The sequence below is a fragment of the Pontibacterium sp. genome (assembly GCF_964228735.1).
GTDB lineage: Bacteria > Pseudomonadota > Gammaproteobacteria > Pseudomonadales > Balneatricaceae > Pontibacterium.
The window spans coordinates 71,445-96,794 of record NZ_CAXRBQ010000123.1; the positions used below are offsets into that span (position 1 = coordinate 71,445).

The 25,350-nt window shown below is 53.7% G+C and carries 27 protein-coding genes; 13 read left to right on the forward strand and 14 right to left on the reverse strand.

Annotated features, from left to right (window positions below; genetic code table 11):
* Positions 1-5 precede the first annotated feature (5 nt).
* Genes rng through ACEQ15_RS14325 form a run of 3 tightly spaced genes read left to right on the forward strand, consistent with a single transcriptional unit; the run spans position 6 to position 6,236 of the window.
* Complete coding sequence (gene rng / locus ACEQ15_RS14315) at positions 6-1,493, forward strand: ribonuclease G (protein ID WP_370279890.1); 1,488 nt, start codon at positions 6-8, stop codon at positions 1,491-1,493.
* A 10-nt stretch (positions 1,494-1,503) separates the two neighbouring features.
* Positions 1,504-5,376 carry a YhdP family protein gene (locus ACEQ15_RS14320; protein ID WP_370279891.1) on the forward strand — a complete coding sequence of 1,291 codons (3,873 nt, stop codon included), beginning with the start codon at positions 1,504-1,506 and terminating at the stop codon, positions 5,374-5,376.
* Positions 5,376-6,236, forward strand: coding sequence for a carbon-nitrogen hydrolase family protein (locus tag ACEQ15_RS14325; RefSeq protein WP_370279892.1), 861 nt, complete (start codon positions 5,376-5,378; stop codon positions 6,234-6,236). Before ACEQ15_RS14320 ends, ACEQ15_RS14325 begins: the two co-directional genes overlap by 1 nt.
* 15 nt (positions 6,237-6,251) lie before the next feature.
* On the opposite strand, the gene yjgA is transcribed toward ACEQ15_RS14325, so the two are convergent.
* From yjgA to ACEQ15_RS14390, 13 genes are all read right to left on the reverse strand, one after another.
* Entirely contained in the window at positions 6,252-6,788 is a 537-nt protein-coding gene (gene yjgA / locus ACEQ15_RS14330; protein WP_370279893.1) for a ribosome biogenesis factor YjgA, read from the reverse strand.
* A gap of 9 nt (positions 6,789-6,797) precedes the next feature.
* A complete protein-coding gene (gene mgtE / locus ACEQ15_RS14335; protein WP_370279894.1) occupies positions 6,798-8,147 on the reverse strand; it encodes a magnesium transporter in 1,350 nt (449 codons plus the stop codon).
* Positions 8,148-8,329: 182 nt separating this feature from the next.
* Positions 8,330-8,599, reverse strand: coding sequence for an HPr family phosphocarrier protein (locus ACEQ15_RS14340; protein ID WP_370279895.1), 270 nt, complete (start codon positions 8,597-8,599; stop codon positions 8,330-8,332).
* Positions 8,600-8,612: 13 nt separating this feature from the next.
* Positions 8,613-9,470, reverse strand: a complete 858-nt coding sequence (gene rapZ, locus ACEQ15_RS14345) for an RNase adapter RapZ (protein WP_370279896.1) — start codon at positions 9,468-9,470, stop codon at positions 8,613-8,615.
* A gap of 35 nt (positions 9,471-9,505) precedes the next feature.
* Entirely contained in the window at positions 9,506-9,961 is a 456-nt protein-coding gene (ptsN, locus tag ACEQ15_RS14350; RefSeq protein WP_370279897.1) for a PTS IIA-like nitrogen regulatory protein PtsN, read from the reverse strand.
* Between the two features lie 23 nt (positions 9,962-9,984).
* Positions 9,985-10,275 carry a ribosome hibernation-promoting factor, HPF/YfiA family gene (gene hpf / locus ACEQ15_RS14355; protein ID WP_282350513.1) on the reverse strand — a complete coding sequence of 97 codons (291 nt, stop codon included), beginning with the start codon at positions 10,273-10,275 and terminating at the stop codon, positions 9,985-9,987.
* A 50-nt stretch (positions 10,276-10,325) separates the two neighbouring features.
* On the reverse strand, positions 10,326-11,837 hold the full coding sequence (locus ACEQ15_RS14360) for an RNA polymerase factor sigma-54 (protein ID WP_370279898.1): 1,512 nt from the start codon (positions 11,835-11,837) through the stop codon (positions 10,326-10,328).
* 54 nt (positions 11,838-11,891) lie between these two features.
* Positions 11,892-12,617 (reverse strand): LPS export ABC transporter ATP-binding protein, encoded by a 726-nt coding sequence (gene lptB, locus ACEQ15_RS14365; RefSeq protein WP_370279899.1) that lies wholly within the window; start codon positions 12,615-12,617, stop codon positions 11,892-11,894.
* Positions 12,614-13,123 (reverse strand): lipopolysaccharide transport periplasmic protein LptA, encoded by a 510-nt coding sequence (lptA, locus tag ACEQ15_RS14370; protein WP_370279900.1) that lies wholly within the window; start codon positions 13,121-13,123, stop codon positions 12,614-12,616. Before lptA ends, lptB begins: the two co-directional genes overlap by 4 nt.
* Positions 13,113-13,682 (reverse strand): LPS export ABC transporter periplasmic protein LptC, encoded by a 570-nt coding sequence (gene lptC / locus ACEQ15_RS14375; protein WP_370279901.1) that lies wholly within the window; start codon positions 13,680-13,682, stop codon positions 13,113-13,115. Before lptC ends, lptA begins: the two co-directional genes overlap by 11 nt.
* Positions 13,682-14,206, reverse strand: a complete 525-nt coding sequence (locus ACEQ15_RS14380) for a KdsC family phosphatase (protein ID WP_370279916.1) — start codon at positions 14,204-14,206, stop codon at positions 13,682-13,684. Before ACEQ15_RS14380 ends, lptC begins: the two co-directional genes overlap by 1 nt.
* 74 nt (positions 14,207-14,280) lie before the next feature.
* Complete coding sequence (locus ACEQ15_RS14385) at positions 14,281-15,255, reverse strand: KpsF/GutQ family sugar-phosphate isomerase (protein WP_370279902.1); 975 nt, start codon at positions 15,253-15,255, stop codon at positions 14,281-14,283.
* Between the two features lie 20 nt (positions 15,256-15,275).
* Positions 15,276-16,229 carry a calcium/sodium antiporter gene (locus ACEQ15_RS14390; protein ID WP_370279903.1) on the reverse strand — a complete coding sequence of 318 codons (954 nt, stop codon included), beginning with the start codon at positions 16,227-16,229 and terminating at the stop codon, positions 15,276-15,278.
* Positions 16,230-16,487: 258 nt separating this feature from the next.
* Between ACEQ15_RS14390 and ACEQ15_RS14395 the strand changes: the two genes are divergently transcribed.
* The 9 genes from ACEQ15_RS14395 (at position 16,488) to hisD (ending at position 23,107) form a co-directional block, all read left to right on the forward strand.
* Positions 16,488-17,297, forward strand: coding sequence for an ATP-binding cassette domain-containing protein (locus ACEQ15_RS14395; protein WP_370279904.1), 810 nt, complete (start codon positions 16,488-16,490; stop codon positions 17,295-17,297).
* Between the two features lie 2 nt (positions 17,298-17,299).
* On the forward strand, positions 17,300-18,082 hold the full coding sequence (mlaE, locus tag ACEQ15_RS14400) for a lipid asymmetry maintenance ABC transporter permease subunit MlaE (RefSeq protein ID WP_370279905.1): 783 nt from the start codon (positions 17,300-17,302) through the stop codon (positions 18,080-18,082).
* Between the two features lies 1 nt (position 18,083).
* A complete protein-coding gene (mlaD, locus tag ACEQ15_RS14405) occupies positions 18,084-18,539 on the forward strand; it encodes an outer membrane lipid asymmetry maintenance protein MlaD (RefSeq protein WP_370279906.1) in 456 nt (151 codons plus the stop codon).
* Positions 18,540-18,548: 9 nt separating this feature from the next.
* On the forward strand, positions 18,549-19,196 hold the full coding sequence (locus ACEQ15_RS14410) for a phospholipid-binding protein MlaC (protein ID WP_370279907.1): 648 nt from the start codon (positions 18,549-18,551) through the stop codon (positions 19,194-19,196).
* On the forward strand, positions 19,159-19,485 hold the full coding sequence (locus tag ACEQ15_RS14415) for a lipid asymmetry maintenance protein MlaB (protein ID WP_370279908.1): 327 nt from the start codon (positions 19,159-19,161) through the stop codon (positions 19,483-19,485). Before ACEQ15_RS14410 ends, ACEQ15_RS14415 begins: the two co-directional genes overlap by 38 nt.
* A gap of 106 nt (positions 19,486-19,591) precedes the next feature.
* A complete protein-coding gene (locus ACEQ15_RS14420; RefSeq protein WP_370279909.1) occupies positions 19,592-19,834 on the forward strand; it encodes a BolA family protein in 243 nt (80 codons plus the stop codon).
* A 26-nt stretch (positions 19,835-19,860) separates the two neighbouring features.
* Positions 19,861-21,123 carry a UDP-N-acetylglucosamine 1-carboxyvinyltransferase gene (gene murA, locus ACEQ15_RS14425; protein WP_370279910.1) on the forward strand — a complete coding sequence of 421 codons (1,263 nt, stop codon included), beginning with the start codon at positions 19,861-19,863 and terminating at the stop codon, positions 21,121-21,123.
* Between the two features lie 20 nt (positions 21,124-21,143).
* Entirely contained in the window at positions 21,144-21,800 is a 657-nt protein-coding gene (hisG, locus tag ACEQ15_RS14430; RefSeq protein ID WP_370279911.1) for an ATP phosphoribosyltransferase, read from the forward strand.
* Positions 21,797-23,107, forward strand: coding sequence for a histidinol dehydrogenase (gene hisD, locus ACEQ15_RS14435; protein ID WP_370279912.1), 1,311 nt, complete (start codon positions 21,797-21,799; stop codon positions 23,105-23,107). Before hisG ends, hisD begins: the two co-directional genes overlap by 4 nt.
* A gap of 68 nt (positions 23,108-23,175) precedes the next feature.
* On the opposite strand, the gene ACEQ15_RS14440 is transcribed toward hisD, so the two are convergent.
* The gene (locus tag ACEQ15_RS14440) at positions 23,176-24,327 is read right to left on the reverse strand and encodes a S1C family serine protease (protein ID WP_370279913.1); all 1,152 of its coding nucleotides are present in this window, start codon (positions 24,325-24,327) and stop codon (positions 23,176-23,178) included.
* Between the two features lie 81 nt (positions 24,328-24,408).
* On the opposite strand from ACEQ15_RS14440, the gene ACEQ15_RS14445 reads away from it, so the two are divergent.
* Positions 24,409-25,170, forward strand: a complete 762-nt coding sequence (locus ACEQ15_RS14445) for a Nif3-like dinuclear metal center hexameric protein (RefSeq protein WP_370279914.1) — start codon at positions 24,409-24,411, stop codon at positions 25,168-25,170.
* The last annotated feature ends 180 nt before the right edge of the window (positions 25,171-25,350 follow it).

Consider the following 25,350-nt stretch of genomic DNA (forward strand, 5'->3'; position numbering starts at 1 on the left):
CAAACATGGGCGAAGAGATTCTGATCAATTTTACTCCGATGGAGACCCGCGTTGCCGTAATCGAAAACGGTATGCCGCAGGAGGTTTACATCGAACGAGTCCGTCGTCGCGGAATCGTTGGTAACATCTATCAAGGCAAGGTTGTGCGTGTACTGCCTGGCATGCAGGCAGCATTTGTCGAGATCGGCCTGGAGCGTGCTGCGTTTATCCATGTGGAAGATGTATTGCCACAAACCGCAACCGCCGAAGAGAAAAGCAATGCCTCCATCGCGCACCAGCTGCGTGAAGGGCAATCCCTGCTGGTTCAGGTGACCAAGGACCCGATCGGTACCAAGGGTGCACGGCTGACTACCCACCTGTCTATTCCTTCCCGCTATCTGGTGTATATGCCGGGCAACGATCATATCGGTGTCTCCCAGCGTATCGAGGATGTGGAGGAGCGCGATCGCCTGCGCAGCATCATCAATGAACTGCTGGATGAGCTGAGCGAAGGTGAAGAGAACGACAAGTCGAAAAAGGGCGGCTTTATCCTGCGTACCGTGGCCGAAGGTGCTTCGGCGGAAGAGTTGCGCGAGGATATCAAGTTCCTGCGCCGTCTCTGGGGTAAGATCCAGCGCAACCTGAAGGGAGCGAAGGCGCCGTCGGTAATCTACGAAGATCTGCCGCTGAATATGCGTACCCTGCGTGATATGGCGCATACGGGGCTGGAGCGTATCCGAATCGACTCCCGGGAAACCTATCAGAAAGCGACGGAATTTGTGGCGTCGCTGGTTCCTGAGATTGCCGAAAAGCTGGAATATTATCCGGGTGAGCGCCCTATCTTCGACCTCTTTAACGTGGAAGAGGAGCTACAGCGGGCGCTGGGTCGCAAGGTAGAGCTGAAATCCGGTGGTTACCTGATCTTCGACCAGACCGAAGCGATGACCACGGTGGATGTGAATACCGGCGCGTTTGTCGGGCACCGTAACCTGGAAGAGACTATCTTTAAGACGAACCTGGAAGCCGCAACGGCTATCGGTCGTCAATTGAGGTTGCGTAACCTGGGCGGGATCATCATTATCGACTTTATCGATATGGAAGACCCGGATCACCAGCGTCAGGTTCTGAGGACTCTGGAACGGGTGCTGGAAAAAGATCATGCTAAATGCAAGGTGACCGGTGTATCCGATCTGGGCCTGGTTGAAATGACCCGCAAGCGCACCCGTGAAAGCCTGGAGCATGTGCTCTGTGAAACCTGTGAGCAGTGCCAGGGCCGGGGCTCGATCAAAACAGCGGAAACGGTTTGCTACGAGATCTTCCGTGAGATCCTGCGTCAGCACCGCGCCTACGATACCGATTCCTATCTGGTGCTGGCGGCACAGAATGTGGTGGAGTACATGGTTGATGATGCGTCTGACCATGTTGCCGAGCTGGAAGACTTTATCGGTAAGACGATCCGCTTCCAGGTGGAAACCATGTATAGCGCAGAGCAGTACGACGTAGTGCTGCGATAGCAGGTAGGCAATGATCGCCCATACAAAACGTTTGTTCTGGCTGTGCTACTGGGTTGCAGTGGCATTGCTGGGCCTGACCGCATTGCTGGTCGTTGTTCTTCGACTAGCATACCCCCAGCTGCCTGCCTACCAGCAGACCATTGAAACGCGTCTCTCTGAAATCGTGGGAGCCGAGGTTTCGTTTGGGCAGATGCGCACCTATTGGCGGGGTCAGAATCCGGTGCTGGAGCTGGACGCCGTCAATGTCGAAGGTGATACCGCGGTGCGTGTGGATAAGGCGGTCATTGCGTTGGACCTGCCCCGTTCACTCGCCTACCAGCAATTGGTGTTCACCCAGCTGGAGTTAGAACAACCCGACATTCGTGTGCGAGCCGCCCTGCCAGCGCCCGCGCAGGAAGCGGTGAATGACCCCGCCTCACGCCCGTTTGATCCCGAACAGGCCGAAGGCGCGGCGCTGTTGAAGTTGCTGCTGCGTCAGGAGCGGATCTCCATAAATAATGCATCTCTCGACCTACAGCTGGGTGGCTTGCCAGCGATTCAGGTTGGTTCTCTCTCTGCAAATCTGCGCTCTTCCGGCGCCATGCATCAGCTGAAGATCGATGGTGCGATGGTGAACGGTGAACAGCGCGCCCCGTTTCGTTTTACCGCGGAAGTTGAGGGCAGCGTGCGTAGCCAACCGCTGAACTTTTACTTTGATCTTCCTAAGATATCCCAGGATGTGGTCAATCCCTGGTTGGCCCATGCCAAGCTTGAACCATTGGAATCACTGGACGCTCACCTGCGCCTGTGGGGTGCCTATCAGCGTCGGGCATTGAACTACCTGTACCTGGATACAGGGATCGCATCTCTCAAAGCGGCTGAGCAGACACTGGCGGATGTGGATCTGAACCTGACATTACAACAGGCAAAGAGCGGGTATCAGGGGCAGTTGAGCGGTGAGCTGATCGCCAACGATAAACCCTATCAACTGCCGCTATTGGCTGCGACCTGGGGCGAAGGCCTGGGTGTGATGCCAGACAGCCTTACGATGGATTCCCTCGACCTGCAGAAGCTGATGAGCTGGCTGGACGGGCAGCCGTTTTTGCCTGGCATGGGGCAGCGTGCCGTCACCATGCTGAAGCCGGAAGGGTACATCGAAAACCTGCAGATCCGCTGGCAGACACCGGAGTGGGAGTCATTTGTAGCCAACGCGGATTTGATCAATGTCTCCGTGTCGCCTTGGGGCGGAGCACCGGGGCTCAGGTATATTACCGGGCGGCTGCGGCATGATATCTCGGGTGGCTCAATCGACCTGGATAACAACCGATTTGCGATGTCATTCCCTGACCTGAAGATGCCGGAGTGGCAGTACAGCTTCGCCCGTGGTCATGTGAACTGGTCGCTTAGCGATACCGCCGTTGAAGTGGGTTCTGGTTTGCTGCAGCTAAAAAACAAAGATGTTACTGCCTCGGGGCGTTTCTTCTTCCGTATGCCCTATGACAAGGATGGGCAAACCGACCTGACATTGCTGATTGGCGTACGCGACAGTTTAGGAACCGCATTTAAAGAGTACATTCCGCCTAAAGAAGTAGGCCTGAAAACCCATAAGTGGTTGATGGGGGCAATCCAGGGCGGCACCGTGCGCAGCGGTGGCTTTATGTTGAATGCCAATACCCGCTCACGTTTGCCTGATTACCAGAAACCTGTGGTTCAGCTCTTCCTGAACGTCGATGACCTAAAGTTTGGTTTTGATCCGGATTGGCCAAGCGTGACCTCGGGGCAGGGGCACTTCCTGTACCGCGATTTTGGCTTCCTGGCCGAAGCCAAAGGTAAGTTGTTTGATTCCACAGTCAAGGAAGCCTGGGTTTACAGCGCACCAGGCGCGACCCGATTGCAGATCCTGGGTAATGCGATTGGAGATGCCAGGGATATTCGTCGCACCCTGATGGATACGCCAATCCGCTCTGAAGTGGGTGAGGAATTGCCGCGTTGGGAATGGTCGGCGCATGCGGACACCACCATTGATGTTGATATCGCTCTGGATCGCTCGCGTTCACCTAGAGTGGTCGCATCAACGCGTCTTAAGAACGGACGTTTTGTCTCGGTGGAAGATCGCCTGTCGTTTGAGAACCTGGCGGGGCGCCTGAGCTTCACAACGGCCAAGGGATTGCAGAGTGACAAGCTGGCCGGCACCCTGTTCGGCCAACCTGTGAGTGCGACGATTAAATCGGCACCCGATGAGCAGTCGGGTCAGGTGACGAAAGTAGCCCTTAAGGGTAAGGCCAACATGCGTCAGATTGAGGAATGGCTGAATCAGCCGTATCTGGCCGTTGCTGAGGGTATAACCGATTACACGGCAGATCTCGAGCTGTGCACTGCCAACCCGTTCTGCAGCTTTCTGAAGATCCGTTCTAACCTGCAGGGCGTGAGCATTGCGGCGCCCGCACCACTAGGGAAGGAGGCGGATCAGAAGCGTCATTTCGACATGATGTATGCCTTGGGAGATCCCAAGCGGCAGAAACTGTGGTTGAACTACAACGGTGATCTACGTGCGGTGTTCCAGCTGGCGAAAGACCGGGTTGAATCTGGACGGGTGGTGATTGGTGGCAAAGAAGCTAAATTGCCGGTGAATCCAGGGCTTTGGATTGAAGGGCAGTTGGCTCGACTTGATGTGGCTGAACTGCGTGCTTTCCTGACGAAAGCAGGATTTGTACAGGCAGATCAGCAAGCCGTTGCCGCACAAGAGACATCCGATATAGCTGACGATTTCTCGCTGCAGGATATCCGTATGCAGATTGGTGAGCTGACCTCCGGAGGCTTGGTGCTGCAGAATCTATCCAGCGAGATCCGTAAGGTTAAGGATGGTTGGCGGGTCAGCGGGGAAAACCCGATGCTCAAAGGAGTGTTGTTTCTGCCTGATGATAAAAAGCGTGTTGCCAGCCTCAATCTGGATTACCTGAAAATTCAAAAAGGTCAGTTTGACACCAGCGGCGAAAAGGCAGAAAGCGACGTCACAGAGGACAAAGGGTTTAACGCGTCTGAACTGCCTTTGATTGATCTTGCGGTTAAGTCAGTGACGGTTAACGATAAGCCGTATGGCGCCTGGATGTTGGAAATGCGGCCGGATGCTACCGGGGCGACCTTCCAGAATGTGAAGGGGGATCTTTTTGGTGTACAGGTTGCCGGGGATGCGCGTTGGGCAACTGCCGGTATCGAGCATTCCGTGATGCTGATGCGATTCCAGGGCGAGGACTTAAACCCGCTGTTCAGTGCTTGGGGCTACGACCGCTTTATTGAAACCAAATATCTGGAGGCCAATGCCAATATGATCTGGCTTGGTACGCCGTGGGAGTTTGGTGTGGATAAGTTGAACGGCCATGTTGAGATGCTGGCAAAAAACGGTCGCATCATCCAGGCGGGTGAGTCCGGGCAGTTCCTGCGAGTATTAGGGATTCTGAACCTGGAGACCGTTGGGCGACGTTTGCGCCTCGACTTCTCTGACCTGTTCGCCGAAGGCTTGGCATTCGACCGCCTCAGTGCTGATTATGACCTGAGGAACGGGGTCGCGATTAGCCGTAAGCCGTTTAGCCTGGAAGGCCCTTCGGCGAATATGACCCTGTCGGGGTCATTGGATCTGGTGAACGAGACCGTCGACAAGGATATGGAAGTGGTGCTGCCGGTAACCAAGAACCTGCCGGTGATGAGTGTATTGCTGGGGCAGCCTCAGGTCGCCGGTGCCGTATTCCTGATCGATAAACTGATTGGCGACAAACTGGAGAAGTTCACCACCATCAAATACCACCTCTCCGGCGACTGGAGTGATCCGCAACTGGCGCTGGAACAGCAGGCCAAATCGGATGATCTGCGGCAAAACGAAGATCCGCTCTTTCGGGGGGATAACTGATGTCTCGCTCGGCAGATGTTGCGGGTCAGAGTGGTAACACCGTAGCACTACTGCAGATGGTTTCGACCGACTCTGTTGCCGACAATCTGCAACAGGTAGAGACGCTGTTGGCTGAAGCGGCTAGTCAAGGCGCTGTGATGGCGGTATTACCCGAAAACTTTGCCTTGCTGGATACCGCAAATCTGCGATCGTTGGCTGAAACCGGGCTGGACGATGTAGTGCAGTTTCTCTGTCGTCAGGCTGTAGAGAGGGGATTATGGATTGTTGCCGGCAGCCTGCCGATGGCGACGACACCGCAAGGTGAGGAGGTAGCTGCGCCCCGGGTGCGTTCAGTGTGCCTTGTGATCGATGCACTGGGCCATATTCGTGCCCGGTACGACAAAATACACCTCTTTGATGTGGATGTGTCGGATGCGCAGGGCAGTTATCGCGAGTCGGATAGCGTTGAGCCAGGCAGTGAGTTGGTGGTGGTTGATACCCCGCTCGGCGCAATGGGTCTGAGCATCTGCTATGACCTGCGTTTTCCTGAACAATATCAACGGCTACGTGATGCCGGTGCCGAGTTGATCGTTGTGCCGTCGGCGTTTACTTATGTGACCGGGGAGGCGCATTGGGAGGTGCTGCTGCGTGCCCGCGCGGTCGAAAATCAGGTGTACATGCTGGGCGTAAACCAGGGAGGGGAGCACAGTCCGTCGCGTAAGACCTGGGGACACTCCATGGCGGTGGATCCCTGGGGGCGGATTATTGCCGATTGTGAGATGGGTGTAGGTGTTGTATTGGCAACGATTGACCTTGATGCACAGGCCGATCTGCGCAAAAAAATGCCGGTGCTGCAGCACCGGCATCGGAGTGGATTCTGAGACGATCTGACGTCTTTAGCCGAGTTGTGCTTCAGCCAGCTCGCGCAGGTACTTAAACAGCTTACGGGCAGAAGCCGGTGGCTGTTGTTTCTCGGTTTCTTTCTTGGCGTTGCGGATAAGCTGGCGCAGGTGTTGAATGTCGGCACTAGGGTTCTCGCTCAAGTACGCCTGCAGCTCGTCATTGCCACCTTCGATCAGTCGGTCGCGCCAGCGTTCCAGTTTATGGAACATGGCGGTATAGGCCTGACTGCCTGCATCAAAACGATCCACAGCTGTCTGGATCGCTTCTGCATCTTCCGAGCGCATCAGGCGGCCCACATAGTTCATATGACGCTTCATAGCGTTGCTACGTGGTTTGATGCGGCTGCACTCTTCAATGGCAGCACGCAGTGCGTCGGACATCGGCACTGTTTTCAGCTGATCCGCCGTCAGTGTTGCCAGTTTTTCACCCAGATCCTGCAGCGCGTGCATTTCGCGCTTCATCTGCGTTTTGCTGACCCACTCGATATCGTCGTCGTGAGAATCGTTGGAAAAATCTTCTTCGTTAACCATGAAAAACCATTAGCTATAAAACACGGTGGCCAGGCCCAGGAAGGCAAAAAATCCGACCACATCGGTAATTGTTGTTAGCAGGACGCTGCCGGCCAGTGCCGGATCGATGCCTACTGCTTTCAGGCCCAGCGGCAGCAATGTGCCCGCAATGGCGCCTGCAATAAGGTTGATAACAATCGCCAGTGCGATGATCATGCCGATCGTCATATCCTGGAACCAGACCACAGCGACAGCTGCAACCACTAAGGCCCAGAGAACGCCGTTCATGGCACCCACCACCATCTCACGGTTGAGCAGCCAGCCGGCGTTGGAGCGTTCCACGTGGCCCAGTGCCTGACCACGGATCACCAGTGTCAGCGTTTGGGAGCCAGCAATTCCGCCCATTGAGGCGACAATCGGCATCAGAACCGCAAGGGCAACCACTTTGTCGATCGTTTCTTCAAACAGGCCGATAACCGCCGAAGCTACAAAGGCGGTGATCAGGTTAATACCCAGCCACAATGCTCGGCGGCGTGTGGTTTTCATCACCGGGGCGAAGGTATCTTCGTCCTCGTCCAGACCCGCCATACTCATCAGAGAGTGGTCGGCGTCTTCTCGGATTACGTCCACCACGTCATCAATGGTGATACGGCCCAGCAGGTGGCCTTCCTCGTCTATAACCGGAGCTGAGACCAGGTCGTGCTGTTCGAACAGTACCGCCACTTCGCTGTCGGGCATATCCGCGGGAATAGGCTCGATATCGGTCACCATGATCTCACGTACGGTGATATTCGGGTCCGATACCAGCAGCTTGGTCAGTGGCAGGATGCCGATGTAAGAGTCCTTTCGGCTGACAACGATCAGGCTGTCGGTCATCTCCGGGATCTCTTTGTGACGGCGGATATAACGCAGTGCGGTATCCACCGATACATCCGGACGGATGGTTACCGTATCGGTATTCATCAGGCCGCCTGCAGTATCCTCCGGATAGGACAGTGCATCCTCAACGCGCTTGCGGTTCTGCTTGTCCATGATGCGCAGCAGCTCTTTCATTACCGTGTCCGGTAGCTGCTGGATCACGTCCACCATATCGTCGGTGTCCAGGGATTCTGTGATTGCCAGGACCTCTGATGCGTCCATTCGGCTCAGGATTTCAGCCTGCACGTCGTCCCCGAGGTACTGCAGCACATCCCCTTCAAGATCCTGATTGATCAGGTTCCACAGTACCTGTCGTTCTTTAGGTGGTGATTTCTCCACCAGGCGGGCAACTTCGGCCGGGCGCAGGCTATGGTTGAGGATAAAGCGGATCTGCTGAAACTCACCACTGTCCAGCGCATCGGATAGCTTTTCGTAATGTGTTCTCTGCGCTGATGAAGTCATACCGCGGAATCTCGTCACTGAGGGGTGGAGGGCAAAACCCGTCCCAATTATAGCGGAATGTAAACGCAGGAATAACCCATCAAATAGGTGCGGATTGCAATTAGATGCGTCTTGGGCGTATCTAAGCTACGGAATTTGCGTAGGATTTAAAAAGGGGGTGGCACGGGGAAGGGAGGGGAGTATTACTCCTCCTCGTCGAAGCGGTTGTTAACCAGCGTTTCAATCGCCAGCATCGCATCCGTTTCGTCTTCGCCTTCAATTGAGAAAACCAGCTCGGTACCAATGCTGGCGGCGAGCATCATCACGGACATGATGCTTTTACCATCAACCTGACGTCCCTCTTTGGCGATTTTGATGTCGCTGGAAAAGCGGCTGGTAACGCCGGTCAGCTTGGCGGCAGCGCGGGCGTGTAGGCCCAGTTTGTTGATGATCTCTAGCTTTTTTTCAATCATTGGCGCAGGTCTGTCACTTCAGTTCCCGATGGCGGACATGAACATTATCCATAAGTTGTTCGAAATGAGAAGCCAAACGGGTTGCCAGGTATACCGAGCGGTGGTGGCCGCCGGTACAGCCGATGGCAATCGTAATGTAGCTACGGTTGTTCGCGGCGAACCGGGGCAGCCAGCACTCCAGGTATTGAGTGATGTGCTCCTGCATCTCTTTGACTTGCTCCGATTCGGAGAGAAAGTCGATCACCGGCTGTTCCAGACCGGTGTGCTGACGTAGCTCTGGAATCCAGTAAGGATTGGGCAACACACGCACGTCATAGACGATGTCGGCGTCCAGGGGTACGCCGTGCTTGAAACCAAACGACTCGAACTGAACCGCCAGGGTTTGCTCGCTGCGGTCGGCAATACGGTGTTTGACCGAGTCACGCAGGTCGTACAGGTTTAGGCGAGTGGTATCGATCCGTAGGTCGGCCATCTTGGCGATCGGTTCCAGCAGCTGTTGCTCCAGCTGGATCGATTCGAGCAGGCCGCGGCTGTCATCGGAGAGGGGGTGTTTACGCCGTGTAGAGCTATAGCGTTTCAGCAAGGTGGCTTCAGACGCATCGAGAAACAGGACCTCGTAGGAGGCTTCCTGCTTCTGCTTCAGGTCTTCAAGGATGCCGGGTAGCTGCTTAAGGTTGCTCAGCAGGTTACGGGCATCGATGCTGATGGCGATCTGTTCCGGGTGCTGAGGATCGTTGGTCATCTGGGTGACCAGCGATGGTAGTAACGTTGCGGGCAGGTTGTCGATGCAGTAAAAACCGATATCTTCCAGCGCCTGCAGGGCGGTACTTTTACCGGATCCTGAGCGGCCGCTAATAACAACGAGCTTCATATCCCTCTCCTGTTTGTGGTGAAGCGTTTGTTATGTTACTTGCCTAAATCGGAAATTACGTTAAACAGGGCTGCATCACTCTGTGAATCACGCAACGCGCTGCGTACCGTTTCCTGGCTGAACAGTTCGGCTGCTGACGCCAGGGTCTGCAAATGTTCGTCGCAAGCCTCTTCTGGTACGACAAGGGTGAAAATCAGATCAACCGGTTTCCCATCAATCGAATCAAAGTCGATCGGCTCGCTGAGAGTGATGAGATACCCCAACGCGGTCGGACAGTCCTGCAGGCGGCAATGGGGAATGGCGACACCGTCGCCGATTCCTGTACTGCCAAGGCGCTCGCGCCCAAGCAGGCCTGCAAAGACGGTATCAGCGTCCAAGCCTGGGTTCTGATCGGCGATCAGTTGGCTGGTTTGTTCCAGTAGACGTTTTTTGCTGCCACCCTCAAGACCGCACAGGGTTCTTGAGGGGGTCAGTAGCTGTTGGATCAACATAAGTGGTGTTGAATGGGTAAGACTTATTTGTGTTTTTTCATTTTTTCTTTGTGCTTGATGATCTGACGATCCAGTTTATCGATCAGGCCATCAATCGACGCATACATATCGTCATGTTCGTGGGTGGCGAAGATTTGACCGCCTGCCACGTGCATATCACCTTCCGCAATCTGACGTTTTTTGTCGACGCTGAGCGTTACTTGAACGTTGGTGATGTTGTCGAAGTGGCGCTCAAGCTTCTCGAACTTGGAGTGCACGTAATTGCTCATAGATTCAGTCAGTTCGACATGATGACCAGTGATATTGATCTGCATAGGTCTCTCCTATTGGCAGTGACTGTATTCGTCCTGTGTTTCCGTTTCCATTAAACCAGACGCTTGCGCTCATTAGAAGGCGGAATGTTCATCGCCTCCCGATATTTCGCAATGGTGCGTCTGGCGACTTTGAATCCCTGTTCGTCCAGGAACTGTGCAATTTTGTTGTCGCTGAGTGGTTTAGCCGGATTCTCTGCGGCGACCAGCTTCTTGATCAGTGCGCGTATCGCGGTCGAGGAGGCCGCTCCGCCATCGTTGGTGTTCACGTGGCTGGAGAAGAAGTACTTGAGCTCAAAGATACCCCTTGGGGTGTGCATGTACTTCTGGGTGGTTACGCGGGAGATAGTGGATTCGTGCATCTCAACCGCTTCCGCGATGTCGTGCAGTACCATCGGCTTCATCCCTTCCTCACCGTGTTCCAGGAAGCCTTCCTGGCGTTTGACGATCTCGTTGGCCACCTTCATCAGGGTTTCGTTGCGACTCTGCAGGCTCTTGATGAACCAGCGTGCTTCCTGCAGGTGGCTTTTCAGGTAGTTGTTATCGGCGCTGTTGTCGGCGCGGCGAACCAAGTCGGCGTAGCCGGAGTTGATGCGCAGGCGCGGTGAGACTTCCGGATTAAGGTTGACCGTCCAAACACCGCGTTGTTTGGTCACAATCACATCTGGGATAACGTATTCCGCAGCACTGGAGGTGATGGATGCACCCGGCTTAGGGTTCAGCTGTTGAATCAGCAAAATCACCTGCTGCAATTGTGGCTCTTTCAGGCGTGCTTTGCGCATCAGCTGGCGGTAGTCATGGGTACCCAGTAGCTTCAGGTAGTTGCGTACGACGGTCAGTGCCTGTTTTTTCCAGGCGGTATCGTCGGGCATCTGTTCCAGTTGGATTGCCAGGCATTCGCTCAGATCGCGCGCGCCAACACCCGCTGGATCAAATTGCTGGATACGGCGCAGTACAGCTTCAATCTCGTCCAGTTCCAGCTCTTGCAAGCTCTCTTCCTGGCGCAGGTGTTCATGGATCTCTTCCAGCGCGACGGTGAGGTAACCGTCCGGGTCGATGCCGTCGATCAGGCTGGTGGCGATGAGGCGGTCCTGGTCGCTCATCGGAGTCAGATTCAGCTGCCAGTGCAGATGATCTTGCAGGGTTTCTTCAGCAGTGTCGTTGGACTCAAAGCTGCCTTCGCCGTCATCCCGGGAGCCCGCTGGAGCGGTGCTTTGGAAAGTGTCATCCCAGCTGCTGTCAGTACTCAGCTCGGCAGGGATGTCATCATTCCAGTTGTCGTCAGCAACTTGGGTATCTTCGGTGTGTTCCTGCTCTACGGCAGCGGTAACTTCGGTCTCAGGCTGCGTCTCGCTACTGGTTTCGTGCTGACTTTTCTCTTCGCTGCCGGAGCCACTATCGGTCTCGCCGTCTTCGCTGACATCCAGCATCGGGTTGTTCTCAAGCGCTTCCTGAATCTCCTGTTGAAGGTCCAGAGTGGATAGCTGCAGCAACCGAATCGCCTGCTGTAGCTGCGGCGTCATGGTAAGTTGCTGGCCGATTTTCAGTTGTAGCGCTTGCTTCATAACTACTCGATAGAAACCTTTTGCGTTTAAAGAAAGTGGAGCTTTTTTAACAGCTTAGAGCTGGAATGTATCACCCAGGTAGGCAGCACGCACGGCGTTATTCTGCATAATAGCATCCGGGGCACCACTTGCGAGGATTGTGCCCTCACTTACGATGTACGCTTTTTCACAGATATCCAGGGTTTCACGTACGTTGTGGTCGGTGATTAGAATACCGATCCCTTTGCTCTGAAGATGCTTGATTGTACTTTTGATGTCGTTGACGGAGATCGGATCTACACCGGCAAACGGCTCATCCAACAGGATAAAGGACGGTTCGGTTGCCAGTGCGCGCGCAATCTCTACACGGCGACGTTCGCCACCGGACAGACTCATGCCGAGGCTGTCGATGATGTGGGTGATGTGGAACTCTTCCAGCAGTTCGAACATCTTTTTCTCGCGCTGCTGCTTATCCAGATCCTGGCGGGTTTCCAGGATCGCAAGGATGTTGTCACGTACGCTGAGTTTCCTGAAGATCGAAGCTTCCTGCGGCAGATAACCAATGCCGCAACGGGCGCGGCCGTGCATCGGAAGTTGGGTGATCTCCTGCTTATCGATCATGACCTTGCCGCGATCTGCGCGGATCAGGCCAACAATCATGTAGAAGCAGGTGGTTTTGCCGGCGCCGTTGGGGCCCAGCAAACCGACGATCTCGCCACTTTTGATGGAGAGGGATACGTCTTTGATGACCTCGCGGCCTTTATAGCTTTTTGCCAGGTTGCTCGCCTGCAACTTACTCATTGAGCATCCTTATTTTTGGACGGCTGGATGATCATCTCTACGCGACCGGCGCTACCCTCTTTGCTGTCACTGAAGGCATCTACGATTGAGGTTTTCAGGTTATAGAGAATGCGGTCACCGGTGAAGGTGTCTTGCTCGCTGATTACCTTGGCGTTCTTTTTCAGCGTCAGGTGCTCTTTTTCGACCTTGTAGATAATGGTGTCACCCCAGGCATCGGTGTACGGTTTATCTACATCTGGTTTCTGGCGGAAATGGGCTTGTTCGCCATAGGCGGTGACCACTTCTACGCCCTCATCACCACGTTGTAATTCTACGCGATCGGCTTCGATCAGCAGGGTGCCCTGGGTGATCTTGACGTCACCGAGATAGACCGTAAAGCCGGTTTTTTCATCGATGGATGCACTATCGGCGCTGACGTGGATAGGCTTTTCCCTGTCTTCCGGCAGGGCCTGTGCCGTCACGCTGAACAGTGCGGTGACCATCAGCGCCAGAAACTTATTTCTCATTCTCATGCTTTCCCTGGACATTGGATAACAGATTAAGCGTTTGCTCTTCAAACGAGGCCGTCATGCCTACCGCGTCGTATCGTACGTTGTCGGACAGAATGGTAACGGGTAGATCTGTTTCAGCAAACTTGGTATCGGGGTAGAGCGTCAGCTTTTCCGTCAGGACGCGAGTCTCGACACCGGTGGTGGACCTATCATTAACGCGAACATTACCCGATAGCAAGGCTTTGCTGCGGTCGTCGGGTAGCGTGCCTTTATCGGAGTCGGTTGTGGTTACGGTGCCATCTTCTCCGTAAAGCACAATATGTGGCTTGGTTAACGCACTGATCTGCTGATCCGGATAGTGGTCAAGGCGCGGTGTCACCAGTTCCTGTTCAAGCTTTCCCTGCTGGTTAAACACCCGGGTATGGGTGTTGGTGGCGAAGTAATCTTCGCCTTCCTGCAGGGCGCGGGGTGGTTCTGTGCGGCGCTCACTGGGTGCAATGCCCAGTCCCCAGTACAACAGGATCGGGCCTAGCAGAAAGGCAGCAATAAACAGGCGAATACGGGCACTAAGCACTACAGGTAGGGCTCCTGAATCTGGTCAAGCTTGTTCTGAGCAGCCAGGATCTTTTCGCAGAATTCGCGGCCAGCACCCTCTCCACCACGGCGTTTGCTGCACCAGTCGGCATGTTGCTGTACCAGCGGATGGCCGTTAGGCACGGTCGCACCAAAGGAAACGGCACGGATAGCGGAAAGGTCAGGCAGGTCGTCACCGATATAGGCGGTGGTCTCGGCACTGTGTCCGCTACGCTGCCACAGCTCCTGCAGGGCGGTCAGCTTGTCTTCCCGACCCTGTTCGAGGTAGGTAATCCCCAGGGCACGGGCGCGCAGTTCCACCTGCGGTGAGCGGCGACCGGTAATGATGGCGGTTTCGATACCACCTTTTTCCAGCAGCTTGATACCAAGCCCATCCAGGGTATTAAACTGTTTCACTTCCTGGCCGTCCGGCAGGAACAGAAGCTGGCCGTTGGTCAGGATGCCGTCAACATCAAAAACGGCCAGTTTAACGTCCTGTAGTTTCGTGATCTGTTCGTCAGTCAGGTCCTGACACCAGTCCATAACGGCGTGCTCCAGCTAAATTGTTAAAACGCAGTGTTCATTAAAAGGCGATAAAATCAGAGTACGCCTGCTTTTAGCAGGTCGTGCATGTTCAGTGCGCCTACCGGTTTGTTGGCATCGTCGACAACCAGCAGCGCATTGATTTTTTTGCTTTCCATAATCTGCAGGCACTCGGCAGCCAGAATATCGGCTTTGATGGTGGTGCAGTTGGCGGTCATCACCTGTTCGATCGGAGTGCTCTTCAGGTTCACGTCCTGATCCAGCGCGCGACGCAGGTCGCCGTCGGTAAAGATACCGATTACTGCGCCATCGTCGTCCAGTACCGCAGTCATGCCCAGACGTTTCTGAGTGACTTCGAACAGCGCATCGTACAACAGGGTGCCTGCTTTAACGCTTGGTACGTCTGCACCGGTATGCATGACGTTTTCGACTTTGAGCAGCAGGCGACGGCCCAGACTGCCCCCCGGGTGAGAAAAGGCAAAGTCTTCTTCACTGAAACCTTTGGCTTCAAGCAGGGCAATTGCCAGTGCATCACCCAGTACAAGCTGGGTGGTGGTGCTTGACGTTGGCGCCAGGTTTAGCGGGCAGGCTTCTTTTTCAACGCCGATATGCAGATTGGCATCCGCAGCACGGGAGAGGTTGGAATCCGGTTTGGCTGTCATACTGATCAACGGGATATTGATACGTTTGAACAGCGGCAGGATGGTGACGATCTCAGAGGTTTCGCCAGAGTTGGACAGCGCCAGAACTACATCGTCTCGCGTGAACATGCCCAGGTCACCGTGACTGGCTTCACCCGGATGTACGAAGAATGCCGGAGTGCCGGTGCTTGCTAGAGTGGCAGCGATCTTACGTCCGATATGACCGGATTTGCCCATGCCGGTTACGATGATGCGGCCTTTACACTGGCTCATCAGTTCGCATGCGCGCTGAAAGTCACCGTCCAGATGGTTTTCCAGTTCCTGTACTGCTTCTGCTTCCAGTTGGATGGTGCGGCGTGCAGACGCCAGAAAATCAGCTTGTTTCGTCATAGTACTCTCAGGGACTGAAATTAAACCGCCATATTGTATAGCAGGACCAGATAGCCTGCATACACCGCTGCCAGCAGTGCACCCTCGGTGCGACTGATCGACGGCGGCTTTTGCAGGAAGCCAAATACCATCAGGGCTACTGTCAGTGCCAGCATGGTGCTGTAATCACGCAGTATTACCATACTGTCGATGTCCAATGGCGCAATCAGGCCCGGTACGGCCATAACCGCAACCAGGTTAAAGATGTTGGAGCCCACCACGTTACCGATCGCCATATCGTGGTGCCCTTTCATAGCACTTGCTACTGACGCGGCCAGTTCAGGCAGGCTGGTGCCGATAGCTACGATCGTCAAACCGATCACAAGTTCACTCACACCCAGCGCCAGGGCAACTTCTGTAGCGCCCCAGACCAGTAGACGAGAGCTTCCGGCAAGAATGATTAGGCCAAAGACCAGCCAGAACACGGCGATGCCGGTCTTGAGTTCGGGCAGTTCCTCCTCTTCCTCTTCGCTTTCCTCAGCGGAAGCGGTTTTTTGGAAGCGTTGGAAGAGATAGAGGCTAAGGGCCAGCATCGCCAGAAGTACGACGCTGTCGGTCATGTTGAGTTTCAGGTCCAGCAACAACATGCCGGCCATGATTGTGATGCCCAGCAGCAGCGGAATCTCGCGACGCAAGACACCTGATTTAACCGGCAGGGGCGCGATCAGGGCGGTGATGCCCAGTACCAGGGCAATATTGGCAATGTTCGAACCCAGGGCGTTACCGACGGCCAGGTCACCTGCATCGTTGATGGACGCCATATAGGACACCAGAATTTCGGGGGCCGATGTTCCGAAGGACACGATTGTCAGGCCGATGAGCATCGGTGACATGCCGAAATTGCGGGCTGTGGCAGCTGCGCCGATGACAAATCGGTCTGCGCTCCATACCAAAAGAACCAGTCCAGTGATGATTGCAAGTGAAGGGTAGAGCATTACTTCTCTCGTTGCCGTTATTTTGAGGGGCTATTAAAACAGAATGCGCAATGCGATTAAACGCCGTTTGCCGCGGCGGGCGGAATAATCTTATGCAATGTACAGCACTATAATTTGTTCAGATTTAAAGACCTCAGTGTTACAATTTGCCCCCTTTTGAACTATGGCAGGGAGATTTGGGCCGTATTTCATTCGTGAAGTTTTGCAAAGGTAGCGAAATGAATGAACCGGTCAGGGCTCCGTGCATCTATTAGGCCTATGGATAGCTTCGAAGACGTCATCATCGACATACAACAATTGAGCTTTGCGCGCGGAGAGCGGGCGATCTATAACAACGTGGATATTCAGGTGCCACGAGGTAAGATCACCGCCATTATGGGGCCTTCGGGTACTGGTAAAACCACGTTGCTGAGACTTATCGGTGGGCAGTTGAAGCCTGATCAGGGCTCTATATTGGTTGCAGGAAAAGATATTCCAAGCCTCAGTCGACGTGAGTTGTTCGATATGCGTGCCCGTATGGGGATGCTGTTTCAGAGCGGCGCGCTGTTTACCGATATCAGTGTTTACGAGAACGTAGCGTTTCCGATGCGGGTGCATACGGATCTGTCTGAAGAGATGATCCGTGATGTGGTGTTGATGAAACTCCACGCGGTTGGCCTGCGTGGTGCGCGAGATCTGATGCCGAGTGAACTGTCGGGCGGTATGGCGCGTCGTGTGGCCTTGGCGCGAGCGATTGCGCTGGACCCGGAAATCGTGATGTACGACGAGCCGTTTGCGGGCCAGGATCCGATCGCGATGGGCGTTTTGGTCAATCTGATTCGTCGCCTTAACCGTGCGCTGGGCCATACCAGCATTATTGTTTCCCACGATATTCAGGAAACGATGGGAATTGCAGACTATATCTACCTGATCTCCGATGCTGAAGTGATTGCCCGCGGTACACCGGAAGAGATCACCAATACATCCTCTCAGAAAGTTCGTCAGTTTATCGACGGATTGCCGGATGGCCCGGTGCCGTTCCATTTCCCGGCAGGGGATTATCAGTCAGAACTGTTGCAGGACAGCTGAGTATGCTGGATTTAGTTGCCCGTCTTGGGCATAAGGGATTAAAAAAACTGGAATCGTTTGGTTCGGCAGGCATTATTTTGATGCAGGCACTGGTTGCCCGTCCGCAGCCGTACACCATGATTCCGCTGGTGGTTAAGCAGATTCATTTTGTCGGCGTATTGTCGCTGATTATTATTGTTGTATCCGGCCTGTTTATCGGCATGGTTCTAGGCCTGCAGGGCTATACGATTCTGGTGGACTACGGCTCCGAGCAGGCTGTGGGCCAGATGGTGGCTTTGAGTCTGGTGCGTGAGTTGGCACCAGTGGTGACTGCGTTGTTGTTTGCCGGTCGTGCCGGATCGGCGTTGACTGCCGAAATCGGCCTGATGAAGGCGACTGAGCAGTTATCGAGCCTGGAAATGATCGGGGTCGACCCGTTGCGACGGATTATTGCACCTCGTTTCTGGGCGGGTTTTATCTGTTTACCGGTGCTGGCGACTATATTCTCCCTGGTGGGGGTTATGGGTGGTGCGCTCGTAGGTATTGATTGGCTGGGGATTTACGAAGGATCTTTCTGGTCAAATATGCAGAATTCTGTCGATTTCCGTGAAGATATCCTGAATGGATTGATCAAGGCAGTGGTCTTTGGTTTTGTCGTCACCTGGATTGCAGTGTTTCAGGGTTACGATTGTGTTCCGACGTCGGAAGGAATCAGTGAAGCCACCACTAAAACCGTGGTGTACTCTTCGCTTTCAGTGCTGGCACTGGATTTTGTTCTGACTGCATTAATGTTTGGAGATTTATAGTATGCGCATCCGGGTCATGGAGATCGGAGTTGGTGCCTTTTTGCTGGCGGGCATGGTTGCCTTGTTGATGCTGGCATTGAACGTGAGCGGCCTTAATCTGGAAAGTAAGAACACTTACAAGGTCTATGCACGTTTTGAAAACATTGGGGGGTTGACCGAGCGCTCCAAAGTGACCATGTCGGGTGTGCTGATTGGTCAGGTAAGTGATATCCGTCTGGATGAGGATGCGCTGCAGGCGCTGGTTGAGATGGAGATTCATCAAGAGGTGGATTTCCTGTCCATCGACAGTTCTGCTTCTATACTGACTTCGGGCTTGTTGGGTGAGAAGTACATCGGTGTTGTCGTTGGTGCAGAAGAGGAGTATCTGCAGGACGGAGATTTCTTCGAAGATACCCAGTCGGCACTGGTGCTGGAGGACTTAATTGGTAAGTTCCTCTTCAATGAAGTTTCAGAGTAAGGGTTATCTATGATTAAGCAGCTGTTTAGTCGTGTTGCGGTTATTGTTTCCGCTTTTATGCTGATGGTGGCAATGCCAGCTACTGCATCTTGGGAAGAGGCCAGCCAGGTAGTGGACGATGCTACCGGAAAGATGTTTTCTCTGCTGGAAGATCCAAGCTACAGAGAAGAAGCCCAGTTTGATGCGTTGATGTCAGAGATCGATGGCCTGCTCGAACCTGTGGTTGATTTTCCTTACATCTCCAAGCTGGTGATGGGTAAGTATTACCGCAAGGCATCAGCTGATGAGCGCACTCAGTTTTCAGATGTGTTCCGTACAACGTTGCTGAAAACCTATGCCAAAGCGATCGTTGGGTTCGATATCAAGGGCTACGAGATTGTCCCTGCGAAAAAACAGAGCCCAAAGCCTGACAAGCAGATTGTTACTGTTGAAGTGACGTCCGGAGCAGGTACCAAGTACTTGCTGGTTTATTACATGCGTAAAAAACAGGGCGAATGGCGTCTGGTTAACGTAATGCTGGATGGTGTGAACCTGCGTCTGACATTTAAGAACCAGTTTGCGGACTTGGCACAGAAATCCCGTGGTGATGTGGGTAGGACTGTCGCTCTGTGGAAGGAGCATGTTGATCCGGATGCGAGCGCCGCAGGAAATGGCTGATTGGAGTGTTGAGCGTGCCGGGAAGAACGAGGTTCGCTTAACCGGCAAGTTGCAGTTTGCGGATATTATGTCCGTTCGTGAAAGGCTGGATCAGCTGCTGGAGGAGATGAAGGGTGATGTGGTTGTGGATTTTTCCGGCGTAACCCGCGTCGATAGTTCTGCCCTGTCGCTTTGGATGTGTGGTTTGAGACGCGCTGAAACACTCAATATCACTTTAAAACCGGTTAATGTACCGGACGAGATGCAATCAATCGCAGGTTTAGTGGGTCTTAGTCAGTGCCTTAGTTGATTCCCGCTGTCCAGAAGGCGATCCTACGGATCGCCTTTTTTGTTCCATTCCGGTATGATTTCGCGTTTATTTGAACTATTGCTTAAGTCGCCAGTTGGAGTATCAGATGCAAGCTGAAGACGTCAAACAGATCATCGAGTCCAAGCTCGAAGGGTGCACCGCATACACCGCCGGTGAGGGATGTGATTTTCAGGTAACCGTTGTGGGCCCTCAGTTTGCCGGACTGCGTCCCGTGAAGCAGCAGCAGCTGGTTTACGGATGTCTGAACGAATATATTGCTGACGGCACCATCCACGCCCTGACCATCAAGGCCTACACGCCTGAGCAGTGGGACGCACTGCCAAAATAACCCTCCAGTGAACTTCGGGTAAGTCAATGGACAAACTGATTATTTCAGGCGGTTCTCCGCTGCGTGGAGAGGTGAAAATCTCGGGCGCAAAAAATTCTGCGTTGCCAATTCTGGCAGCAGCGCTGCTCTCTAAAGAGCCTGTGAAAATAGGTAACCTGCCGCATCTGCATGACATTACCACCATGCTGGAATTGTTGCGACGCATGGGCGTTGATCTGGTGATTGACGAAAAAATGTGTGTTGAGATCAATGCCGGCACACTGACTGAGACCGTTGCTCCCTACGAGCTGGTCAAAACCATGCGTGCATCGATTCTGGTGTTGGGGCCTCTGCTGGCTCACTTTGGTGAAGCTGAGGTTTCACTGCCTGGTGGTTGTGCAATTGGTTCTCGTCCGGTGGATATGCACATTCAGGGCCTGCGTGCTATGGGTGCCGATGTAGTTGTTGAGGGCGGTTATATCCGAGCGAAGCGCGAAGGACGTCTGCAGGGGGCTCGTGTGTTCTTTGATGTGGTATCGGTAACCGGCACAGAGAACATCCTGATGGCTGCCGCGCTGGCTGAAGGTCAGTCTATTCTGGAAAACGTAGCTCGCGAACCGGAAGTGGTGGATCTGGCTAACTGCCTGAATGCGATGGGTGCAGACATTCAGGGAGCAGGCACTGACACCATAGTTGTTAACGGTGTGGAAGCGCTTCATTCCTGTCACTATGACGTACAGCCTGATCGTATTGAAACAGGTACTTTCCTGGCAGCGGCGGCTGCAACCGGTGGCAGTGTGAAGGTGAAGAATACCGATCCAACCATTCTGGATGCGGTATTACAAAAACTCACCGAAGCCGGTGCGGATGTCACGACCGGTGAGGACTGGATTGCGCTGGACATGCACGGTAAGCGCCCGAAGGCAGTGAATATTACTACCGCGCCGTATCCTGCATTCCCAACCGATATGCAGGCTCAGTTCGCTGCGATGAATGCTGTGGCTGAAGGTGTAGGCAAGATTAAAGAGACGGTATTTGAAAACCGTTTCATGCACATGCAGGAGATGATCCGCATGGGCGCAAAAATTACCATTGATGGTAATACAGCTGTAACTGAAGGTGTAGAACGATTGCAGGCTGCACCGGTTATGGCGACGGATCTGCGTGCATCGGCAAGTCTGGTTATCGCCGCGTTGGTGAGTGATGGCGATACGATTATTGATCGTATCTATCATATCGACCGCGGTTACGAGTGTATTGAAGAGAAACTGCAATTGTTGGGTGCGCGTATCAAGCGTGTACCAGGTTAAATACAGGTATTGAGAGTAGCATGAAGCAGCAACTGACTATCGCGCTGTCCAAAGGGCGTATCCTCAAAGAAACACTGCCGTTGCTGGCAGCCGCTGACATTGTTCCAGCTGAGGATATCTTTAGTAGCCGTAAGCTTATCTTTGATACCAACCATGAACATATCAAGTTTGTAGTGATCCGTGCCACTGACGTGCCAACTTATGTTGAGTATGGCGGCGCAGATATGGGTATCGCCGGTAAGGATGTATTGCTGGAACATGGTGCTAAAGGCCTGTATGAGCCACTGGATTTGAAGATTGCCCGTTGCAAACTGATGGTTGCAGGTATGAAAGATGCTCAGCCTGTCGAAGGCCGAATGAAGGTAGCCTCCAAGTTTGTCAATGTGACTCGGGACTACTTTGCCAAGCAGGGCGTTCAGGTCGACATCATTAAACTCTACGGAGCAATGGAGTTGGCGCCAATCATGGGCTTGGCTGACCGTATCGTTGATATTGTTGATACCGGTAATACTCTGCGTGCTAATGGTCTTGAGCCGATGGAATCGATTGATGATGATATCAGTTCCCGTCTAGTGGTCGGTCAAGCGTCGATGAAAATGAAACACAGTATGATTCAGCCAATTCTGGATAAGCTGGCGGAGGCTGTTGCTGCCCGGGAAGCGGAGGCGACAGCATGAGTGAACTGAATATCAGGCGGCTCGACTCGCAGCAGGCGGACTTTGCCGAGCAGATGGATAAGCTGCTGGCTTGGGAGGCGGTGTCCGATACTAAGGTCAATCAGATCGTTGATGAGATTCTGACACGAGTAAAGGCTGACGGTGATGCAGCGGTTGTGGAGTACACCAACCGGTTTGATCGTCTGCAAGCAGTCGGTATGGCAGAGTTGGAAATGAGCCAGGCTCGTTTACAGCAAGCGTTGGATAATTTGCCAAAGGAGCAGCGTCAGGCACTGGAAACCGCGGCAGAGCGTGTACGCAGTTACCACGAACGCCAGAAAGGTGAATCCTGGCAGTACACCGAAGCTGACGGCACTATGCTCGGTCAGAAGGTGACGCCTATGGACCGCGTTGGTCTTTACGTACCAGGCGGTAAAGCGTCCTACCCATCATCAGTGTTGATGAATGCAATGCCAGCCAAAGTAGCGGGTGTTGGTGAGATCATCATGGTTGTACCAACCCCGGATGGTGAGGTGAATGAGCTGGTCTTGGCGGCTGCTGCTTTGGCAGGTGTTGACCGGGTATTCTGTATTGGTGGTGCTCAGGCTGTTGCAGCATTGGCTTACGGTACTGCAACTGTACCTAAGGTCGATAAGATCGTAGGTCCGGGTAACATCTTCGTGGCAACCGCTAAACGAGCAGTGTTTGGTGTGGTTGGCATCGATATGATCGCAGGTCCATCCGAGATCCTGGTGGTATGTGACGGGAAAACCGATCCAGACTGGATTGCCATGGACCTGTTCTCTCAGGCAGAGCACGATGAGGACGCCCAGTCCATTCTGGTTTCTCCAGATGCTGACTTTATCGATGCGGTAGAAGCAAGCATCAACAAGCTGCTGCCAACCATGGAGCGCGAAGGCATTATTTCTGTTTCCCTGCGTGACCGTGCTGCGTTGGTTAAAGTGCAGAATATGGATGAAGCGATGGTAGTGACCAACCGTATCGCTCCTGAGCACCTGGAATTGTCTGTGGAAGAACCGGAAGCGCTGCTGCCACAGGTGCGCCACGCCGGAGCGATCTTTATGGGGCGCTACACAGCAGAAGCGCTGGGCGACTACTGCGCAGGACCAAACCACGTACTGCCAACGTCCGGAACGGCGCGTTTCTCTTCTCCGCTGGGAGTCTACGATTTCCAGAAGCGTTCATCCCTGATCATGTTCTCTGCGGATGGTGCATCGGAGATGGGTAAGGTGGCATCTGTACTGGCGCGTGGTGAGAGCCTGACGGCGCACGCACGCTCTGCAGAATACCGTATCAAAGAAGACTGATTTGTCGGTTTTCATCCAATAAAAAAGGCTCCTTTGGGAGCCTTTTTTATTGGATGAAATTTATTGCTTTAACTGCGACTGCGAGGCCGCTCTACGATTTTAACCGGCAGTGATAGCTCCTGATTGTTACGGATCACTTCAATCGTGATCTCTTCGCCCGGTTTGTATTTGGCGATTTGATCCATGGAGCTTCGACGGTCCTGAATCGGCTGTTTGTTGATGGAAACCATAATGTCACCCGGCTGCATACCGGCAATATGAGCCGGGCTGTTTCGGAAGATGCCGGCAATAATCAGGCCGCGGGTATCGGCCATACCGAAGGACTCGGCCAGTTGCGGAGTGAGTTCCTGTACCTCGATCCCTAGCCAGCCCCGGATAACGCGACCGTGTTGAATCAGGTCCTGCATCACCTGTTTTGTCAGATTGGATGGGATGGCGAAGCCGATACCCTGAGAGCCGCCGGATTTAGTGTAAATGACCGTATTGATGCCGATCAGGTTGCCGTAGGCGTCGATCAGAGCCCCACCAGAGTTACCGGGGTTGATTGCTGCGTCGGTTTGGATAAAGTCCTCGTAGGTGTTGAGGCCCAGGCTGTTGCGGCCCGTGGCGCTGATAATGCCCATCGTAACCGTCTGGCCAACACCGAACGGATTGCCGATGGCGAGGGTAACGTCACCCACCTGCAGAGTGTCGGAGTCGGATAGGGTGATAGTTGGCAGGTCCCCCAGCTCGACCTTCAACACGGCCAGGTCGGTTTCCGGATCATTTCCAACCAGCGTAGCCATTGCCTCGCGACCATCCTTCAGCGCAACAACGATACTGTCGGCTCCCTCAATCACATGGTTGTTGGTGGCGATATAGCCCTGTGGGCTGAGAATCACCCCTGACCCTAGGCTAGACTCGATACGCTGACGCTGAGGTGTATCGCGACGTTCCAGAAACTGCTGATAAAACGGATCATCTTTCAACGGCGCTTTTTGCTGAACCAATGTGCGGGTGTAGATGTTTACCACCGCGGGGGCGGCTACATTGACGGCATCAGCATAAGAAACCGGGCCGTGCCCAAGACCGGTTGCAGGCTGGGAGTTAGCCTGGTTGGTCTGGCGAATCTCAACGGTTGTGACCTTCGGTGCAAACAGGTCAGGAAAAAATTGCAGCAGAATAATCGCCGCAAAAATACCTGTGATCACGGGCCAGAGCAAAAAAGAGAATCGTCGCATGGTCTCGGGGGTTGAAGGTTATAAGGGATTTTAGAATTATACGAAGATAACAATGGTTATGTGAATCTGAATCAGGATTATATGTCGATAAGTAGGAAAGAACTGATCCGCTATCTGGATCAAAGACTTAGCCCCGAGCGCTTTCGTGATTACGCGCCCAATGGTTTACAGGTCGAAGGTGCTGAGCAGATCAGCCGAGTGGTGACCGGTGTGACTGCGTCTCAAGCGCTGTTGGATGAGGCTGTCGCATGGGGCGCTGACACAGTGCTGGTGCACCACGGTTACTTCTGGAAGGGTGAGAACCCATGTATTACCGGAATGAAGCAACGCCGCCTGAAAACCCTATTGCAGCATGATATAAACCTGATCGGTTATCATCTGCCGTTGGATGCCCATCCTGAGATTGGCAATAACGCCATGTTAGCGGCGCTGCTGGATATCGAGGTTACAGATGGTCTGGAGGCGGGTAATCCGCTGAGTATTGGTGTTGTTGGTGAGTTTGACGAAGCGCTTAGCCTGAACGATCTCGGAACACGCATTGCAAAGGCGTTAGGGCGCGAGCCTGTCCTGATTAAGGGTGGGGATCACCTGATCAAAACAATCGGATTGTGCACCGGTGGAGCGCAGGACTATATCGACAAGGCGATTGAGCTGGGTCTGGATGCTTACCTGTCTGGCGAAATCTCAGAGCGGACGGTTCACAGTGCGCGCGAAAATGGCGTGCATTATATCGCTGCGGGTCACCATGCGACTGAGCGGTATGGTGCCAAAGCACTTGGCGAAGAGCTGGCCCGGGAATACGGCTTGGAAGTGCGTTTTGTGGATATCGATAATCCCGTGTGAGCCAAGGGCTTATGCTCAGACACAAAAAAACCGGCTGAGAGGCCACTGCTGTCCCATAGTTTGGGATAAATAAGAAAGCCTGAATCCATGTGAGTAAAATGAGTGTGCGAGCAAACACTTTAATCACAAAGGATTCAGGCTTTGTCACATCATAACACCGCGTTTCATCAGTTGCTGCAG

What these genes read in the sequence shown, in the direction of transcription:
- ACEQ15_RS14385 (WP_370279902.1), bottom strand. Translation starts at nt 15,255, where the DNA reads ATGACGAAACAAGCTGATTTTCTGGCGTCTGCACGCCGCACCATCCAA.
- yjgA (WP_370279893.1), bottom strand. Translation starts at nt 6,788, where the DNA reads ATGGTTAACGAAGAAGATTTTTCCAACGATTCTCACGACGACGATATC.
- lptB (WP_370279899.1), bottom strand. Translation starts at nt 12,617, where the DNA reads ATGAGTAAGTTGCAGGCGAGCAACCTGGCAAAAAGCTATAAAGGCCGC.
- ACEQ15_RS14410 (WP_370279907.1), top strand. Translation starts at nt 18,549, where the DNA reads ATGATTAAGCAGCTGTTTAGTCGTGTTGCGGTTATTGTTTCCGCTTTT.
- mlaD (WP_370279906.1), top strand. Translation starts at nt 18,084, where the DNA reads ATGCGCATCCGGGTCATGGAGATCGGAGTTGGTGCCTTTTTGCTGGCG.
- ACEQ15_RS14325 (WP_370279892.1), top strand. Translation starts at nt 5,376, where the DNA reads ATGTCTCGCTCGGCAGATGTTGCGGGTCAGAGTGGTAACACCGTAGCA.
- rapZ (WP_370279896.1), bottom strand. Translation starts at nt 9,470, where the DNA reads ATGAAGCTCGTTGTTATTAGCGGCCGCTCAGGATCCGGTAAAAGTACC.
- lptA (WP_370279900.1), bottom strand. Translation starts at nt 13,123, where the DNA reads ATGAGAAATAAGTTTCTGGCGCTGATGGTCACCGCACTGTTCAGCGTG.
- ACEQ15_RS14440 (WP_370279913.1), bottom strand. Translation starts at nt 24,327, where the DNA reads ATGCGACGATTCTCTTTTTTGCTCTGGCCCGTGATCACAGGTATTTTT.
- ACEQ15_RS14390 (WP_370279903.1), bottom strand. Translation starts at nt 16,229, where the DNA reads ATGCTCTACCCTTCACTTGCAATCATCACTGGACTGGTTCTTTTGGTA.
- mgtE (WP_370279894.1), bottom strand. Translation starts at nt 8,147, where the DNA reads ATGACTTCATCAGCGCAGAGAACACATTACGAAAAGCTATCCGATGCG.
- hpf (WP_282350513.1), bottom strand. Translation starts at nt 10,275, where the DNA reads ATGCAGATCAATATCACTGGTCATCATGTCGAACTGACTGAATCTATG.
- hisD (WP_370279912.1), top strand. Translation starts at nt 21,797, where the DNA reads ATGAGTGAACTGAATATCAGGCGGCTCGACTCGCAGCAGGCGGACTTT.
- ACEQ15_RS14420 (WP_370279909.1), top strand. Translation starts at nt 19,592, where the DNA reads ATGCAAGCTGAAGACGTCAAACAGATCATCGAGTCCAAGCTCGAAGGG.
- ACEQ15_RS14360 (WP_370279898.1), bottom strand. Translation starts at nt 11,837, where the DNA reads ATGAAGCAAGCGCTACAACTGAAAATCGGCCAGCAACTTACCATGACG.
- mlaE (WP_370279905.1), top strand. Translation starts at nt 17,300, where the DNA reads ATGCTGGATTTAGTTGCCCGTCTTGGGCATAAGGGATTAAAAAAACTG.
- ACEQ15_RS14320 (WP_370279891.1), top strand. Translation starts at nt 1,504, where the DNA reads ATGATCGCCCATACAAAACGTTTGTTCTGGCTGTGCTACTGGGTTGCA.
- ACEQ15_RS14415 (WP_370279908.1), top strand. Translation starts at nt 19,159, where the DNA reads ATGTTGATCCGGATGCGAGCGCCGCAGGAAATGGCTGATTGGAGTGTT.
- ACEQ15_RS14340 (WP_370279895.1), bottom strand. Translation starts at nt 8,599, where the DNA reads ATGATTGAAAAAAAGCTAGAGATCATCAACAAACTGGGCCTACACGCC.
- ACEQ15_RS14395 (WP_370279904.1), top strand. Translation starts at nt 16,488, where the DNA reads ATGGATAGCTTCGAAGACGTCATCATCGACATACAACAATTGAGCTTT.
- ACEQ15_RS14445 (WP_370279914.1), top strand. Translation starts at nt 24,409, where the DNA reads ATGTCGATAAGTAGGAAAGAACTGATCCGCTATCTGGATCAAAGACTT.
- hisG (WP_370279911.1), top strand. Translation starts at nt 21,144, where the DNA reads ATGAAGCAGCAACTGACTATCGCGCTGTCCAAAGGGCGTATCCTCAAA.
- ptsN (WP_370279897.1), bottom strand. Translation starts at nt 9,961, where the DNA reads ATGTTGATCCAACAGCTACTGACCCCCTCAAGAACCCTGTGCGGTCTT.
- rng (WP_370279890.1), top strand. Translation starts at nt 6, where the DNA reads ATGGGCGAAGAGATTCTGATCAATTTTACTCCGATGGAGACCCGCGTT.
- murA (WP_370279910.1), top strand. Translation starts at nt 19,861, where the DNA reads ATGGACAAACTGATTATTTCAGGCGGTTCTCCGCTGCGTGGAGAGGTG.